General features: G+C 59.7%; 14 protein-coding genes. 1 reads left to right on the forward strand and 13 read right to left on the reverse strand.

The genetic code is table 11. The annotated features are described in order from the left end of the window. Positions 1-102 precede the first annotated feature (102 nt). Positions 103-1407, reverse strand: a complete 1305-nt coding sequence (locus tag DBW_RS09670) for an aminotransferase class I/II-fold pyridoxal phosphate-dependent enzyme (RefSeq protein ID WP_066727278.1) — start codon at positions 1405-1407, stop codon at positions 103-105. 233 nt (positions 1408-1640) lie between these two features. Between DBW_RS09670 and DBW_RS09675 the strand changes: the two genes are divergently transcribed. Then, the gene (locus DBW_RS09675) at positions 1641-2534 is read left to right on the forward strand and encodes an AEC family transporter (RefSeq protein WP_066727280.1); all 894 of its coding nucleotides are present in this window, start codon (positions 1641-1643) and stop codon (positions 2532-2534) included. A gap of 75 nt (positions 2535-2609) precedes the next feature. Here DBW_RS09675 and DBW_RS09680 read toward each other — a convergent pair whose 3' ends face one another. From DBW_RS09680 to ltrA, 12 genes are all read right to left on the reverse strand, one after another. After that, positions 2610-3578, reverse strand: a complete 969-nt coding sequence (locus tag DBW_RS09680; protein ID WP_066727283.1) for an ABC transporter substrate-binding protein — start codon at positions 3576-3578, stop codon at positions 2610-2612. A 34-nt stretch (positions 3579-3612) separates the two neighbouring features. Next, positions 3613-5661, reverse strand: a complete 2049-nt coding sequence (locus DBW_RS09685) for a hypothetical protein (RefSeq protein WP_066727285.1) — start codon at positions 5659-5661, stop codon at positions 3613-3615. Positions 5662-5707: 46 nt separating this feature from the next. Beyond that, positions 5708-6700, reverse strand: coding sequence for a DmsE family decaheme c-type cytochrome (locus DBW_RS09690; RefSeq protein WP_066727286.1), 993 nt, complete (start codon positions 6698-6700; stop codon positions 5708-5710). 230 nt (positions 6701-6930) lie between these two features. Continuing rightward, positions 6931-8019 carry an MlaD family protein gene (locus tag DBW_RS09695; protein ID WP_066727288.1) on the reverse strand — a complete coding sequence of 363 codons (1089 nt, stop codon included), beginning with the start codon at positions 8017-8019 and terminating at the stop codon, positions 6931-6933. Between the two features lies 1 nt (position 8020). Further along, a complete protein-coding gene (locus DBW_RS09700) occupies positions 8021-8899 on the reverse strand; it encodes an ABC transporter ATP-binding protein (RefSeq protein ID WP_066727289.1) in 879 nt (292 codons plus the stop codon). Positions 8900-8906: 7 nt separating this feature from the next. After that, positions 8907-9674, reverse strand: coding sequence for an MlaE family ABC transporter permease (locus DBW_RS09705; protein ID WP_157471858.1), 768 nt, complete (start codon positions 9672-9674; stop codon positions 8907-8909). 10 nt (positions 9675-9684) lie between these two features. Continuing rightward, a complete protein-coding gene (locus tag DBW_RS09710) occupies positions 9685-11157 on the reverse strand; it encodes a hypothetical protein (RefSeq protein ID WP_066727291.1) in 1473 nt (490 codons plus the stop codon). A gap of 49 nt (positions 11158-11206) precedes the next feature. Next, positions 11207-11371: a hypothetical protein gene (locus DBW_RS18530; RefSeq protein ID WP_157471859.1), complete on the reverse strand. Its 165-nt coding sequence runs from the start codon at positions 11369-11371 to the stop codon at positions 11207-11209. Further along, positions 11368-12339, reverse strand: a complete 972-nt coding sequence (locus DBW_RS09715) for a tetratricopeptide repeat protein (RefSeq protein ID WP_066727292.1) — start codon at positions 12337-12339, stop codon at positions 11368-11370. Before DBW_RS09715 ends, DBW_RS18530 begins: the two co-directional genes overlap by 4 nt. A gap of 17 nt (positions 12340-12356) precedes the next feature. Further along, positions 12357-13166 carry a hypothetical protein gene (locus DBW_RS09720; RefSeq protein WP_066727293.1) on the reverse strand — a complete coding sequence of 270 codons (810 nt, stop codon included), beginning with the start codon at positions 13164-13166 and terminating at the stop codon, positions 12357-12359. Further along, the gene (locus DBW_RS09725) at positions 13163-14332 is read right to left on the reverse strand and encodes an acetoin utilization protein AcuC (RefSeq protein WP_066727294.1); all 1170 of its coding nucleotides are present in this window, start codon (positions 14330-14332) and stop codon (positions 13163-13165) included. Before DBW_RS09725 ends, DBW_RS09720 begins: the two co-directional genes overlap by 4 nt. Positions 14333-14470: 138 nt before the next feature. Further along, the gene (ltrA, locus tag DBW_RS09730; RefSeq protein ID WP_066727275.1) at positions 14471-15874 is read right to left on the reverse strand and encodes a group II intron reverse transcriptase/maturase; all 1404 of its coding nucleotides are present in this window, start codon (positions 15872-15874) and stop codon (positions 14471-14473) included. Between the last annotated feature and the right edge of the window lie 243 nt (positions 15875-16117).

The following is a 16117-nucleotide window of genomic DNA, read 5'->3' on the forward strand; positions in this document are numbered from 1 at the left end:
CCTTTCAATCAACACTACCAAGGCGGCTTCGATTCTCTGTCAGCACGAAAAACGGCCCGCCGGGAATGGCGGGCCGTTTTTGATCCACTGAGAGCTTCCCGGTCAGGCGAGATCTTTGGCCGCCTGGAAGATGATATCGAAAAGTTCCTGGATATCGTTTTCGGCGATGCAGGAGAAGGCGATACGCAGGTCGGTCTTGCCGATGGAGATCGTACCGACGCCATACTTGTCGAGCAGATGAACCCGCAACTGCTCGGCATCGACGCTCTTCAGCTTCAGACACATGAAATAACCGGAGTTGAAGGGGTAGTAACTCCAGGCACTGTCGTATTTGCCGCTGTCGAGAACCTGCTTCGTTTTCAGGGCGCGCCCCTTCATGACCTGGAATTTTTCTTCCTTCTGGGCCAGGAACTGGGTAGAGCGCAGCGCCTCGATGACGAAGGTCTGCGAGGGGTGCGGACAGTTGGAGATCTTGGCGCGGATGATCCCCATGGTCTTCTTCTCGAGGGCGGCGAGCACCTGCGCGCTCTCCCCCTGGTTGCCGTCGGCGAAAGTGATGAAGCCGGTACGGAAACCCCAGACGAACTCCTCCTTGGTGGCACCGTCCAGCTTGACAGCGAGAATCCGCGGATGGAGATTGGCGAGCTTGCCGAAGAGCGATTCCTTCATGCAGTCTTCGTAGAAGAGGCCGAAGTAGGCATCGTCGGTCACCGCGACAATATTACTGCCGCTTTGCGCAACTTCGAGGATTGCTGCCACCAGGGCATCCCCTTCGGCGACGGTCGGCGTGTAACCGCTCGGGTTGTTCGGGAAGTTGAGCAGGACCACTGCCTTCCCCTTCTCGGCAGCACTGTTTTTCAGCACCGCCTTGAAAGCCTCGACGTCGTAGCCACCGGCGACGGTGAAGGTCGGATGCTTCTTGATGATACCGCCGTTGCAGGTGCCGAAGGTCAGGTTGTAGTTCCCCCACAGCATGTCGGGGAGGACGATGTGGTCACCGGTGCCGACAAACATGTCGCCGACGATCGAAAGACCATGAGTCAGGGCGTTGGTCACCACCGGGTTGGAGAAGTGCTTGCCGGCCATGCTCGGGTTCTCGCGCAGCATCTTCTCCCGCCAGAGGCTGCGCAGTTCCGGTTTCCCGGCCGGCGGCGCGTAGGGGTAGATATCCTTGGGGTCGAAGGCGGAGAGTTTTTCGTGGATGCACTGCAGGTACATCGGGCCGCCCTTTTCGGTGGCGATGCCGATGGTGGCGTTGAACTTGTGGGCCTTGTCCTTGGCCTCGGCCGACTGGGTCAGAATCCCCTTGGGGAAGAAGAGGTTCTTGCCGAGGTCCGAAAGCATCTCCAGGACGTAAGGGTTCTGTTTGGCAATCTGTTCGTTGAGCTCTTGAGCCAGCGGATTCATGCGCTCCTCCCTGGGCGGTTGATAATTGCGAACCGGCAGTGCCGCTCGCCGGGAGGCTATTAAATCAGGCCAATCCACGGCTGTCAACGGGAATCACGCCCGGCCTTTCGCCGCCTCCGGTCCGGCCCCCTGGCCTGTGCCCAAGGATAGCTGGCTCCAGCTCATGACAATGACCCATTGCTGTCCTATTCGGGCCGTGATAGATTTTCGCCAATTCATTCTTTGGGGGAGAGATGCTCTTCGTTCAGGTCATTCTGCCGGTTTTTCTCATCATCCTGGCCGGCTTCACCCTCGAAAAAGTCGCCCGGCCGGACTTCAAAACTCTCACCGACTGTTCCCTCTATCTCTTCACCCCGGCCCTGGTTTTTTCTTCCCTGATGCGCCAGGAACTCCATCTGGAACTGGCCGGGAATCTTTTTTTCTTCATGCTCATCTACACTGCAGCCCTGTGGATCCTGAGCACGGTCGTCTCCCGCCTGCTCCATTTTGACGGCGACACCCGTAGCGCCCTGGCCCTGACCACCGTCGTCATGAATGTCGGCAACTACGGCCTCCCCCTCGCCTACTTCGCCTTCGGCGACCAGGGCCTGACCGTCTCGGTCCTAACCTTCGTGATGTTCAACCTTCCCCTCGGCACCATCGCCATCGTCATCGCTCAGGGGAGCAAGGCTCCCATTGGCGCTGCCTTGGCCAATACCCTGCGTATCCCGATCTTTCATGGGGTGCTGCTGGCGATCTTCATAAAAGCTCTCGGCTGGGACCTCCCCACTACACTGTTGCGCCCGTTTGAGCTCCTCGGCCAGGCCGCCATCCCCCTGATGCTCGTGCTTCTCGGCATGCAACTGGCCCGCACCAGAACCCTGGTCCAGCCTCTCTTTTTGACCCTTTCCTCCTGCCTGCGCCTGGTTGTCGCGCCACTTCTCGCCTGGGTTATCACCTCTCTGCTCGGCATCCACGGCCTGCCGCGAGCTGTCGTGATCCTGCAGACCAGTACCTCTTCCGCGGTCCTCCCCCTCCTTTACGCCGTCCGCTTCGGTACCCGGCCCGACCTGGTGGCGAGCGCCATTTTCGTCTCCACGCTCCTCAGTGCAGCAACGCTTACCGTTCTTCTCTACCTCCTGCGCTAAAATAAAAAGGACGAGGCCAGGGCCTCGTCCGAGAAAAGAACATAAAAGCGGCGCCATGGCCGCCTCAACAGAAGCTTATTTGACCACCCGCGTTGCTACGCTCAGGGCCTGGAACGGGACGGTGAGATTCAGTTCCTTGGCGACCTTCATGTTGATCACCAGTGCAACCTTCTTCGGGGTACGCACCGGCAGGGCAAGGGCTTTCTGCATCCCGGTCAGAATCTGCAGTGCATGTACCCCGACCAGCTGTCCCTGTTCCGTCGGGTCGGCTTCGAGGGTGATCAGGCCCCCCAGGTCGCTGAGCCCTGGTATCTGGGAAAGAACCGGCAGCTTGTTTTTGGCGGCGATAGCGAGAATCTCGGGGAGTTGCATCTGCAACAAGGCGCTATCGGCGACGAAGAGCGCGTCGACCCGAGAACAGAGATCCTCACAGCTTTTCCCCAACGTGTTTGCCTTGCCAACCCCCTGGCGCTCGACTTTCAGCCCCAGATGCGTCGCGGCATTTTCGAGATCATCGACCTGCAGAACCGCACCGGGATCGTCGGGACTGAAGAGGGCACCGATCCGTTTCCCCTTGGAAATATCGACGTAGGTTCGCAACAGGGTTTCAACGGGAGTTTTACTGCTGACTCCGCTGATATCACCGCCCGGAACAGCAAGATCCTTGACGAGACCAAGACGCACCGGATCGTAGACATCCGCGAAAAGAACCGGTAGCCGGCGCGCTTCGCGCTTGGCAACCAGGGAGGCCGGGGCGCCATAGGTGATAATCAGATCGGCATTGACACCAACGGCCTTGCGGATACTGTTGGCCCAGGAAATCGGGTCGGGGTTGGGAGTTTGGGTGTAAACTTCGACCTTGCTTTCATCCAGGCCGCCAGCCCGCAGGATTTTCATGAAGGCTTCCTGGGCTTGCTGATAGCGTGGAAGGTCTCCGGTAATAATGACCGCGACAAACTTGCCCCCGGCTGCGGCCGGTCTCGGGATGACCGGCAACAGCAACAGCGCAAGGAGCAGAAGCAGAAGCTTTTTAGAATATTTCATAACATTTCACCTGTTGACCCGTTCGCCACTGAATTTACCAGGCTTTGGCTACAGACAGGGTCACCGTCTGCGCCGACCCATCGAATTCGTCTCCCAGCTGATCCTGATATTTGTCATAGCTGTAACGCGCCGAGCAGGTCCAGGTATCGACGGGCTCCCAATCGAGGCCGGCGAGAATACCCATCTGGCGCGTGTCAAGAGCTGATAGTTCCCGCAGACCGTCGCTGTTGACCGTAAAGGCGGTCGTGTTCACGGCTGCCGGATTGAAACCGGTCATCTGCAGATCGAATTGGGGGTTGAAACGGGCTTTTGACCAGGAAATGTGACCTTCACTGAGGAACGCCAGGCGTTGGGCGATTTGCCAATTGGCGGCAAAGACAGCACTGTGAACGTGCTGGGTATATTCCACACTGTCGTCGGGCACAACCAGGTTGTTGGCCGAATCCATACCGAAAACCAGGTCCTGGACAATCCGGTTCCGGATATAGCCGTAGCTCAGGGTGCAATGGATGCGATCTTTGGGGGTAAACCAAATGCCGGCGCCGATATTGTCGTCTTCACTGCGCCGATGAATCGGATATTCGGTTTCAATTCCAGGGGTGGCCGAAGGTTGGAAGATGCTGTGCTCGTCGTTGCGCGCCCGGGCGACCTGGCCGTTGAGAGAGAGCCCCCAGGAGCCGGTGGACGGCATCCAGGTCAGGCCGGCAAACCCTTCATGCCCCCGGGCTACGGTGGTGGCATAGGCAGGATCGTCAGAGATCCGATACTGGTACCAGGTGTTGAGTTTCAAACCCCTGACGGCAGTGGGGTGGACGTAGGCGCTGAGGCGCAACCGGTTCCGCGTCTCCTTCTCAGGCAACAGCCAGATCCCGGTTTCACCTGCGGCCCCGGTATTGCTGCGATCGATATCTTCACGCCGGAGGTCGGCCTTGAGGGCGATCTGCCGGTTCGGGCGCCAGGTACCGGTGGCATTGTAGACCGCGGTCGTCAGGTCGATACTGTCGCGCACCGCGATGGACGGCAGGGCATTGGCACCGGCCGTATTGGGCGGCGTGGTGAGATCGGTCAAAACCTGAACGTCCGTATTGCCGGCATTCATGTCGAGGAGCCGGTACCGCAGGTTGAAGGTCAGGTTGGGAGCGGGAATGTAGGTGACATCCCCGCTGGTCTTGATGAAGTCGGTCTCCGCCTCCACCGGCCCGAGGGTATTGATCCGGGACTGGTTGGTCCGGGTGCCGAAGGTAACTGCCGCGGCGCCGCTCAGTCCGCCGGAGAGCGAGGTGTGGGCCTTGACGGTCGAGGCGACCAGCCGGGAGTCGGGGTTTTCATCATGCACCAGCAGGGCGTCGTCGTTGCTGGTCCGGTAGCGGTGCTGGTCAAAGGCATCGACCAGGAGCGGTTCCTTGTCCCGGAAGATACGGACCAGCTGTTCGAAGATCAGGTCGATGGGGCCGAGGTGGGCATCGACGGAGCCGGTAAATTCCTCGGTCACCCGGTTGACGTCCTGGCTCCGGCTCTGCAGGTGACAGCCGTTGCAGCTCTCGTCGAGGAATCGCAGCTGCTTTTTCCCACGGCGGTCAAGCCGCCAATAGTTGAGGTTGATGTGAGCGGGAAAAGAGGGCAGTTTCCCCCTGACATGGGCGGAAGATTGATGCACGTCGAGATGATAATCGTCCCCGGGGTTGAGATCTTCGCGAAACAGGGGGGTGCCGCCGGTCGGGCTGTTGACGGTTTCCAGAGGTGCCGGGTACGGGATGTGATCGAGGTTGTGGTAAACGCTTTCGCCGAACAGATTGATACGCAGCAAACCTGCCTGGTCAAAGTGGAGTTCACCGCTGTAGTCCTCTTCGTTCAGGTAAGTCCCTTCAAAAAAGAAGTGACGGCGGCCGGAAAGATCGGAAATTTTGGCGGCGCCAACCAGGGAGTCTTTGAGCTTGTAGTATTCAGCGGCCCGGTTGGGTTGATCCTGGGAATCTGTAACCCGGTAGCCGAGGGAGAACTTGGCGGTAGTCGTGGCTGCGACCGGTCCAACCGGCAGGAGCAGCGCAGTGGCGAGCAGGGGAACGATAAGTTTAGCCTTCACAGAAACGCCTCCCAAACAGTTCAAAGATTATCACCGGCAGCGAAGATCAGCGGGCGATGAAACTCCCCTTCCCTTTTCCGGAAGGAATGTCCGTACCGTGAATGGCTGAATGGCAATCGGTGCAGCGGCTGTAGAAAGCCGGCTTGAAACTGCTCCCGGCCGGAGCATCAACCAGCGTCGGGTGGTTTTTCTCCTGATGACCGGCGTGGCATTGCATGCAAAGGAAGGGCTGCGCGACCCGCAACAGGTTATTGTTCGGAGTTCCGTGCGGATTGTGGCAGTTGGTACAATCCTCCGTCACGTCCGCATGTTCGTAAACGAAAGGGCCCTGATATTCCATATGGCATCGCGTGCACATCTCGCGGATGGTCGCCCCAAGCAGATTATGCTCACCTGCTGTACCGTGCGGATTATGGCAGTCGGTACAACCTATTTTATGCTCGGGAACCGGATGGTGAGAGACATTGCTGAACTGACTCCGCACCGCCTGATGGCAGTTGTAACAGAGTTCGGCGACGTCATGACGGCTGACCTTTTGTTGCGGTCCCTGGTGCAGTTTGTGACAGGCAAAACAGGAAACATCGCTGTTGGCATGGTTGCCGGCGTTCCAGTAGTGCAAAACCGGGGTGGATGAGGCCGAGTGGCATTTAAGGCAGATCAGCGACTGCGCCTGGGCAGGTAATTCCTTGATTTTCAGCAGGGTGTCAAAATCGCACTTTTGCTTCTCATCGATATGAGCGACGGCAAGACTACCCGGGCCGTGGCAGGACTCACAGTTGACCAGGGGGAGGCCGGACCCGGCCTCGATCTGCTCGCCGTGAATGGAGGCCTGGAAATTTTTGGCGATGGTGTCGTGTTTGTGGCATTTCACCAGACACTGGTCGTTGCCGATATAGTCGGCATCAAGGCGCCCGACGATCATGCGCTCGTAGTCGCGGACCGGGAGCAACGGTTGATCGCTGCGCAGGGTGGCGAGATCACTGCAGGCTGAAGCCGTCAGTAGAAGAAGGATACCGCACAATAGAGGGAGGGAGCGCAAGGGATAACCTCCTGATTAAAATGCCGGGTCTGGAACCAGCCACAAATTCTTGCCAAGATATCCTTCCCTTATGCAAGAATTATGAAAATTCAACAACTATCTTTTTTCTTCTGCTATTTCAATTGGTTATACCAGAGCGCAAAGAAGACAAGGACGAAGATGGGAATCCTCCAGGGATTGCTGTCGGCCTAGGGACGGGGCAATCCGTCATTTCGCAGGGCCCAAATGGCTTAGAAGAGGGTGCCAATCACGGTCCCCAGGGCTGAAACGGTTCCGGAATCACTGAGACCGTCTGCAGCTTTTTCGACTTTATGCAAGGTCGTCTTGGCGTCCCGGTAGAGATCGTCATCGTTGACGAGATGACCGAGGGTGCCACTCCCCTCATCGATCTTGGCGGCAATACTGGCGATGCGGGCAATCGCCTCCCGGGTATCCCGATAGACATCTTCTTCGTTAACCAGTTTGCCAAGAGTCCCCTCGCCACGACTGATCTTGCCGCTGATATCCCGAATGCTGGCGAAGGCATCACTGGCGTCGTTGTAGAACCGATCCTCGACCAGGAGTTTGCCAAGACTCCCCTCCCCGGCTCTGAGCCGGCTGGAAACTTCCTGAAGATTGGCAGCCACCTGGCTCACCTGATCATAAAGGGTCGGGTCGTTAAGCAATCGGCCGAGACTCCCCTCGCCTTTTTCCAGCCGCTCCACCACCTGCTTGACGTTAGAAACCGCCAGCGTCAGCTCGTCATAGAGGGTCGGATCATTGACCAGGCGGCCCAGGCTTCCGGCGCCGCTGTCGATCTTCTCCGCAATGCTTTCGAGCCGGGCGACCGCATTGACAAAGGAGGTGCGGCTCTCCTCGATTAGGTGCCCCAGGGTTCCGAAGACGCGCTCCTGGTTCTGGTCAAGATGGGTGATAAGCTGGTCGATATTCGCCCCTTCCACGGAGGGAATTTCAGCGTCACCGGCGAGTTGCGGACTCGCGGGGGATCCGAACTCGAGGCCGAGAAACTGCCCCCCCAAAAGATTCATCTGGCGAATCGATGCCAGGGAGTCCTGGCGGATATCGGTGCCGGAAACCACGTAGAAATCGACCCTGACCCGCGGACCTTCGAGGCGGATGGAGCGGATCCGGCCGACTTCGACGCCAGCCAGGCGAACCGGGTCACCGACCTTGATCCCGACCGCGGAACGGAAAAAGGTATGGTAATTGACCTGGGTCTCGAAGGGTCTCCAGTCTTCAACCAATTCGATCATGACAGCCAGAACGACCAGCGCCGCCAGAAAAAAGAGCCCGACCTTCTGTTCGGTAGTCAGGGTCATGTCAATCCTCCCCCTTGATCCCCTTGGTGGTGGTGTAGATAAAGTTGCGAATCACCGGATTCTGGCTCGCCTTGATTTCAGCGGGCGTGCCGACCTCGATGATTTCACCGCCGCTGATCATGGCGATGCGGTCCGAGAGATACATGGCAAAGTTCAGATCGTGGGTGACGATAATGGTGGTCAGGTTGACTTCCTGCTTCAGGTTTTGAATCACCCGCGCCAGTTCGTCGGAGGTGACAGGGTCGAGTTCGGCCGTCGGCTCATCGTAGAGAATCAGGTCCGGGTTCATCGCCAGGGAGCGGGCGATCGCTACCCGCTTCTTCATGCCGCCGGAGAGTTCCGAAGTCGGCACCTCTTCCTTCCCGGCCAGGCCGACCAGCCGCAGCTTTTCGCGAATGATCCGTCGCACCCGGGCCTCGCTGCAGACCTGCTTTTCCCGTAGCCAGAGGCCGACATTCTCCCCCACTGTCAGCGAGTTGAAGAGAGCCGAGGACTGGAAAACCATGCTGTAGCGATATCCGGCAACCCCCTCAGGCGGCAGACCGGAGAGGATGTCGACCCCGCTGATCCGAATCGCCCCCTGATCGGGTCGTAGCAGCCGGGCAAGATGCTTGAGCAGTACGCTCTTGCCGGTTCCGGACGGGCCAATGATGGAGAAAGTCTCGCCGGCCTGGATGTCGAGGTTGATATCGCGCAGTACCGGCATCCCGGAAAAGGACTTGAACAGATGTTCGACCCTGACCGCAACCCCGGTCGAGGCCTCGTAGGGGCTGTCGAGAGGACGCTCGACAAAAGTTGCCCCGGAGAAACTGTGCACCAGGCGGCTGAACAGCCGACCTTTGCCGCTGACTCCTCTCTTTCCTTCCGGGTTCCTGGACATCATCGACCTAAAGCATGAAACGGGTGAGGAAATAGTTGGCGACGAAGATCATCAGGAAGGCCACGACCACGGCCCGGGTGGTCGATTCGCCAATCCCGCGCGCGCCACCGCTGGTGCGAAAGCCGACATAACAGCCAACCTGGGCGATGATGCCGCCAAAGACGGTGGCTTTGAGCAATCCCTTGAGAATGTCCTGGTAGCCAAGAGCCCGCACCATGTTGTCGTAATAGACACTGAAGGGGACATTGATCACCGGGTTAACGCTGCTGACCAGACCGCCGCCGGCGATGCCGATGCCGATGGTGAATATGACCAGCATCGGCACCCCAACCAGGCAGGCGATCAGCCTCGGCATGGCGAGGAAGCGCACCGGGTTGATTTCCAGAGTCTTTAGCGCATCGATTTCCTCGTAAACCTCCATCGCCCCGACCTCGGCGGCCATCGCGGAACCGACCCGGCCGGCCACCAGCAGGCTGGTCATGACCGGACCAAGTTCCTTGACCATTGACAGACCGACAATCGCACCGATCGCTTCCTGGCTGCCGTACATGGCGAGCTCGGCGCCGGTCTGCAGGGCCAGCACCATGCCGATAAAGAGAGCCATCAACGCCGCGATCGGCAGGGTACCGAGGCCAACACTGCTGATCTGCCGGGCGATGGTCGGCCAGTTGCGCGGGGCATCCTTGAAAAAATAGAGGGTCTCCAGCAGCAGGGCGAGCATCTCCCCGGTAGCGTGGGCGGTTCGGAGCAGTTTTCGACCAATGGTGTCGAGCATGAAAATTGGCTTATCCTCGGCCGGCGTCCGCGGAGGGAGCCTGCCCCCAGGAGATTCCCCAGGGGAGAAAGAAAAAAGTCACTTTTTTGGCGGCATGATCGCGACGATAGCGGATCAGGCCTTTCAGTAAAGAAATGTCGGTCTCATTTCCCGCCGCGGAGCGAAACGCAAAGAAGGGAAAAACCTCCATGGCCACACTTTCCGGGCGCCGTTCCTGCCAGATGAGGTTCCAGAGCAAGGTATCGACGCGGTTGCCGTGAGGATCCCACTTGCACTGGTAGACGCGCCAGAGTGGCGCCCAGTTGCGTTCAATTCCGTCGCTGTTGGGAAAAAACGGCTCCATCAGGGCAAGCAGACTGAAGTGCGAAACCCCATGGTCGCGCTGATAACGGAAAAGCGGCCAGAAGGTGACCCGGCGCAAGCGGATTCCCACTTCGCCGGGATCGGACTCCTGAAAATCGCGATAGAGAAAAAAGAGGACCCGGTGCTGACGTCGTTGCAGGACCGGGGAATCAACACGATCGTAGCGGTAGATTGGCCAGGGAAGCCAGAGTTTTTCCTTCTCGCCGTGCCTGTCATAGGCGAACAGGGGGAAGAACCGGTTGCCGTAATCACTCTGCCCCCGCGTTACTCCCAGAATCGGCCAGGGGAAATCCCACTTCTTATACCCTTTTTCGTGGTCTTCCCGAAAGGAAAAAAAGGGCCAAAGGAAGACCCTGCTCCTTTGCCGTGAGCTCTGGTCGCTGCCATAGAAGGGCCAGAAAGTCCGAATCCGGCGTGGATGATCGGTCTCCAGGTCGAGGTCATAATGAAAGATAAGCGGCCAGAGATAGAACTGCTTGCGATAGCTTTCCGCTTTCCTGCTGACACCGAACAGCGGCCAGGCCTTGAAGCCGGCCTCGTTTTCCCCATCCACTAGGGCGAAAAAGGGCCAGAGGATGTTGGTAACCGTGGTCGTCCCCTTGCGGGTCTGGCCATAGAGGGGAAAGAGGGCAAAACGGATAACATCGCGATTGAAGCGGTTGACGATCCGGCCACCGAGGGGAAAGAGGGCGAAACTGGTCTCCTGGCCGGGGGAATTTTTGTAAAACAGCAGCGGAAAGAGGGTAAAGGAATGTTCACGCTGGGGGGATCCGGTATTGATCTGGTCTTCGTTGAGGAGGTTGAGGAGGCTGAAAGAAAAGGTCCCCTCCCCGCCCTGGCTCCGAACCAGCGGGAAAATGAGATCGGTTGAAAATTGTTGGGAGCTCGCGGCATGGTAGAAGAGGGGACGCAGGGCCACTTCCCGTTCCTCCCCCTTGGTCTCCCATTTGAAGATCGGGCCGAGTATATGCAGGGCCGCATAGTCGGTGGAAGGTGAGCTGCGCCAATCGAGAAGGGGCCAGAGAGTTACGACCGAGCCGGTGTCTGCCTCGGAGCCGGCAGGAGCCGGAACCGGCATCAGGAGCCACAGCAGGCAGAAAATGGTGAGAAGGCGGGGCATCGTCTCTCCAGCGCTCGAAGCAGGCAGGACCAAAACCGATGAGACCGGTTCAGTGGCGATCGTCTTTCCTGGCGACCGGTGGCAAATCGGCCGGCGGCGGTTGTTGACTGCCGGCCCCTCCCCGGGCGCGGCTTACCAGCCGGAGGATGCCCCAGATCAAGAGGGCAATCAATAGAATGAAGAGGACGTCTGCGCCGCGCGGATCGTGCATCATGCCTTGTCCCCTTTCTCGCCCTGGATCCGTTCGATTCCGTCCCGGGCCGGCTGGTAATCCGAGTCGAGCTCCAGCGCCTTGCTGAAGGCGTCAAAGGCGCCAGCCGGCTCACCGGTCCGTTCCCGGCAGACGCCGAGAAGATAATAAAATTCGGCCGCCGGCAATTCCCGGGGGAGTTCTCCCTGCTCTTCCAGCTGATCGAGAAGGAGACGGGCCTCGGCAAAGCGCTCCTCGCCGCATAATTCAAGGGCATGACCGACTGCTTCCAGTTCTTCGACCAGGGGGTGATCCGGCATGCCGGCCCGGGTGATCCGCTCCAGCCTGGCGGCCAGCGCCTCCCGCGCCGGGGAAGGGGCGAGGTGGTCGTGGAGCTGGCGCCAGGAACGAGCCGCGGCCGGATAATCGCCGAGCAAAAAATCGGTCTGTCCGAGGAGATTGAGGCTGGCGGGATCGCCCGGCCGGTGTTCCAGTGCCAGGTGGAGGTGCTTGAGGGCCTGCTGCAAATGCTGGCGGCTGGAGCTCATCTCCTGATAATTCAGGGCAAGATGGAAACAGGCCATGCCGATCTGCTGGTGCAGTCCGGCGTTTTCCGGTTCCAGGAGAGCGAGAATCTTCAGCGCATTGATCTTGCGCTTGACATAGGGCGGGTCGACTTCCTTGTGGTCGAGCATCAACGCCATCGCCCCCAGGTCAGCGAGATAGTGCGGCCAGGCATCCCTGAGCAATTCGGCATACTGCCGGTTGTTGGCACCATCCGGGAATTGACGCAGATAATCGTAGAGGCTGCTACCGATGGCATCGGCCGCGGGAGCCTCGCCGGTCTGAAGCTGGCGTTTAAGCGGCAGCGGGAGGTCGGGGAGGACGACAGGGCGTTCTTCCGGCCCGACCTTGACGGTGAATCCGGCCGGCGGGGTCCAGAAGCGAAAATCGCCCCGGCCCATGGGTGCGCCTTCCTGGATATCTGGCATAAACTGTTCCTTTTTGGTTAGTACCGGCGACCGGGAAAGGTGTCGATTCGACTGTCGACTCCCGGCACCTTGTAGATTTTAACCCCGTCCCAGGGCTTGCCGAGAATACCATCGTGAATGGCCCAGCTCCGGCCGCGCACGCTCTGTTCCATGCCCGGCTGGCGAAACGGGCTCGATCCGTCGAGCCGCTGGAAAAGGATCCCTCCAGGGCGAAATTCACGATCGATCCAGAGCATCAGCTGTTTGCCGGTGGTGTAGTCAAAGCCATACCCCTCGTAGCGGATGGCGTTGCTGTAGGACAAGGGCTCGGCAACGATCATGCCGCAGCCAAGCGCGGCAACAAAACGCTCGAACTGGTGAAAAAATGGTTTGAAGAGCTGCAGTCCGCGGCGGACCTGGTGCGGCGAAAGACCGGCCTTCATGGCAGCGAGTTCGGCACCGAGGTTTCTGCGCAGGGTGCCGAAGGAATTGTCCCGCCCGGTCTCGTCGCGGTCAATATCGAATCGGGGTGCCGAAGGATCGTTGATCAGGCAAAAGGAAAGTTCAATTTGCCCGAAGGGGGTATCGGCCACTTCGACAAAAAAAAGGCAATCGGCATCATCGGGGTGAAGCCGCACCTCGATCCGCAACAGGCCAAGTCCCTCCGGGCAGATAAAGCGGACCTGACGCTGCCTGTCGGCAAAATCAAAACGTTCCAGCAACGGCACCGGGATCAGCTGGCAGTAAATCTTCTCTTTTTCCACCCGATCGAGCCGGTTGATGTCCCGCAGGGAAAAGAGCGGCAGTCCGGCCTCATCCAGCAGTTGTGATCCGGCCGGAAGCGTCATGCCCCTCTCCTGCGCGAAATACCATGCACCGGTTCCAGCCGCCGCTCGAGAAAACCAAGGACTCGCTCAAGGTCGCGCTGGGCACGGGCAAAATCCCCCGGTTGGGCCAGATGCGGGGCATCCCGCAACGATTCACCCTGCCAGCCAAGGCTCCTGGCGCGGGCCCGAAAACCGGGAGGGAGGCAATCGGACAGTTCAATGCCGCAGGCTGCGGCCCAAAAGAGAGCCCAGCAGCGGGCCACGTTGCACTTGTCGTAGCCGCCGCCACCGAGAATCACCCAGGGAATTCCCAGACTGGCCAGGGACCGGGCGGCAAACTCGTAGGAACGCGTGGTGAGCTCGAGCCTGGCCAGGGGATCGGTTCGCATCCCGTCAACCCCGGCCTGAGTCACCAGAAGATCAGGGTGGTAGCTGCGCAGCAACGGCAGGACCATGCGCGTCAGGGCCTGTTCGAAGATAAGATCATCGGCATGGCGCAGCAGCGGAATATTGACCGCATAACCATAACCGGCCCCCTCGCCGAGTTCGTCGGCAAAACCGGTGTGCGGGTAAAAATCCTTGCCATTTTCGTGAACCGAGATCGTCAATACCCGGTCGGTATCGTAAAAGGCCTGCTGTACGCCGTCACCATGATGGGCATCGAGGTCGAGATACGCGATGCGCAATCCGCGGTCCAGGTAGCTGCGGATGGCAATTGCCGCATCATTAAGATAGCTGAAGCCGGAAGCGCGCGCGGGCTGGGCATGATGATAGCCACCGGCCGGATTGAACGCGGCCCGAAAGCGATCCTCCACCACCAGCCGCATCGCTTCCAGGGTGGCGCCGCAGCAAAGCCGCGACCAGTCGTACATCTCCGGGAAGACCGGGTTTTCCACATCGCCAAGACCAAAGCGGAAATCAGCACGCGGCGTGATGGAGAGGCTGAACTCCCGCAGTCGCTGCAGATAGTCCTGGCGGTGGAAATTGCCAAGGATCTCCTCAGTCGCCAGCGGCGCTTCAACACAGGAGACGGTGGGCCCCCTCCCGAGTCCGAGTTCCTCGATCAGGTCGTAAGCGAGCCGATAGCGCTGCACCTTGAAGGGGTGCTCTTCGCCGAAGGAGACCGCAGAAAAGTGCTTCGAGGTGAGCAGGCAAAACTGCGGAGAGGCATGTAAATTCAGCGCCATGGCACGTTTGTACACTCCGTCACGGCAAAGGTCAACCGACAAATTTCACCGCCGGGCCAGCTCACGGATCGGGTAGGAGGCGGGGTCGCCCCCGCCGTCCTCCCACACCACCGTGCGTACGGTTCCGTACACGGCGGTTCACAAGGCGCTCTGAAAGCGGCGGTGCTGATCGGTCAAGCGGATCAGCCCCAAGTAGCGAAAGAAGGATGTCGGATACGCTTCATTCATGTGCGAGGCCCCTGAGTTCCACCAGGGGCCTCGCCCGTTCGTGGCCGATTTCCACGCCCGGGCTTCCGGCAATCCCCGCTGCATCAACCTCTTGGCCCGGGTATAGGGGCGCTTCCACTGTCGCCATAGAATGCAGCGCAGCTTCCGCCGCAGCCATTTGTCCAGTTCTTCGAAGATGCCTTTGACCTCCGCCAGGCGGAAGTAAGAGGCCCACCCCCGTAGCTTCGGGGTGATTTCTTTGATGACCTGAGCGAGACTGCGTCCCCTGCCCCGTCGGCAGACCTTCCTGAGTCCGGCCTTGAACCGCTTCACTCTCGACTCCGCCACTTTGAGGCGGGGTTTCTTGTGAAAGGTCATGCTGTAACCCAGAAAGACCCTTTTCCAAGGACGGTCGACGGCGCTTTTGGCGACGTTGACCTTGAGTGCCAGCCGCTCCTCCAGGAACCGGGTGAGACTGGCCATGACCCTTTGGCCGCTGCGCCTGGTCTGCACGTAAATGTTGCAGTCGTCGGCGTAGCGGCAGAAGGCGTGACCGCGCCTCTCCAGTTCCTTGTCGAACGCGTCGAGCAGGATGTTCGACAGAAGAGGTGAGAGGGGACCACCCTGCGGCGTCCCTTCCACCCTCTGCGACACAAGCCCGCCTTCGAGCACTCCGGCTTGCAGGTACCGCCGGATGAGCAGCAATACCCGCTTGTCTTCGACCTTACGGGCGACCCGCGACATGAGGATGTCGTGGTTCACCCGGTCGAAGAACTTCTCCAGGTCGATATCGACCACCCAGCGCTTGCCGTCGGCCACATGCCGACGGGCGGCTCTAACCGCCTGCCAGGCACTCCGTCCGGGACGATACCCGTAGGAGCTGTCGGAGAAGTCCGGATCGAATAGCGGCGTCAGCACCTGATGCAGCGCCTGCTGAATGAGCCGATCGCACACCGTGGGGATTCCCAGGGTGCGCACTCCCCCGTCGGGCTTCTCGATTTCCACCTTCCGCACCGGCTGGGGGCGATACGTCCCATTCAGCAACTCTTCCCTGATGGTCGGCCACTTCTCCTTGAGAAAACCGCGAAGCTCGCCCGTCGTCATCTCGTCGATGCCGGGGGCGCCCTTGTTGGCTTCCACCCGCTCTAAGGCCGCCATCATGTTCGGGCGGCTGACGACGTCTTCCATCAGCCCCCTTTCCGCTTTCGTCCAGGAAGGGTCTCTCGTTGCCGTGACGTTTGACGCACCGCTCCCATGCTCTGGCGGCTTCCGGCCGCTGCCCTCCGGGACGGCTCCCGGTATCTCGACCGGGACTTCTGCTGCTCTTGTCGTCATCGAAACGCGAGTCTCCTGAAACGACGCCTCGTGTTCGGCCCTTTGCCGGGTGGTTACTCCGGCTACTACGGCCTCTGCTGACTTCTGCCGGCCCGTCCCAACACCTTACGGTGACGGTAGCACGAGGCAGACCGACAGATCTCCCAGGGTAATGCGCGTGACCTTCCTCCCATCTACCCGCCGCATCTACAGCCCCACCCTCCCGGATGGCTATCGGGCTTTGAAGATAGTGGCCTTCTCGCC

It is taken from the genome of Desulfuromonas sp. DDH964, from assembly GCF_001611275.1.
Lineage (GTDB): Bacteria > Desulfobacterota > Desulfuromonadia > Desulfuromonadales > DDH964 > DDH964.

What these genes read in the sequence shown, in the direction of transcription:
- DBW_RS09680 (WP_066727283.1), bottom strand. Translation starts at nt 3,578, where the DNA reads ATGAAATATTCTAAAAAGCTTCTGCTTCTGCTCCTTGCGCTGTTGCTG.
- DBW_RS09670 (WP_066727278.1), bottom strand. Translation starts at nt 1,407, where the DNA reads ATGAATCCGCTGGCTCAAGAGCTCAACGAACAGATTGCCAAACAGAAC.
- DBW_RS09720 (WP_066727293.1), bottom strand. Translation starts at nt 13,166, where the DNA reads ATGACGCTTCCGGCCGGATCACAACTGCTGGATGAGGCCGGACTGCCG.
- DBW_RS09725 (WP_066727294.1), bottom strand. Translation starts at nt 14,332, where the DNA reads ATGGCGCTGAATTTACATGCCTCTCCGCAGTTTTGCCTGCTCACCTCG.
- DBW_RS09705 (WP_157471858.1), bottom strand. Translation starts at nt 9,674, where the DNA reads ATGCTCGACACCATTGGTCGAAAACTGCTCCGAACCGCCCACGCTACC.
- DBW_RS18530 (WP_157471859.1), bottom strand. Translation starts at nt 11,371, where the DNA reads ATGATGCACGATCCGCGCGGCGCAGACGTCCTCTTCATTCTATTGATT.
- DBW_RS09695 (WP_066727288.1), bottom strand. Translation starts at nt 8,019, where the DNA reads ATGACCCTGACTACCGAACAGAAGGTCGGGCTCTTTTTTCTGGCGGCG.
- ltrA (WP_066727275.1), bottom strand. Translation starts at nt 15,874, where the DNA reads ATGACGACAAGAGCAGCAGAAGTCCCGGTCGAGATACCGGGAGCCGTC.
- DBW_RS09675 (WP_066727280.1), top strand. Translation starts at nt 1,641, where the DNA reads ATGCTCTTCGTTCAGGTCATTCTGCCGGTTTTTCTCATCATCCTGGCC.
- DBW_RS09715 (WP_066727292.1), bottom strand. Translation starts at nt 12,339, where the DNA reads ATGCCAGATATCCAGGAAGGCGCACCCATGGGCCGGGGCGATTTTCGC.
- DBW_RS09710 (WP_066727291.1), bottom strand. Translation starts at nt 11,157, where the DNA reads ATGCCCCGCCTTCTCACCATTTTCTGCCTGCTGTGGCTCCTGATGCCG.
- DBW_RS09700 (WP_066727289.1), bottom strand. Translation starts at nt 8,899, where the DNA reads ATGTCCAGGAACCCGGAAGGAAAGAGAGGAGTCAGCGGCAAAGGTCGG.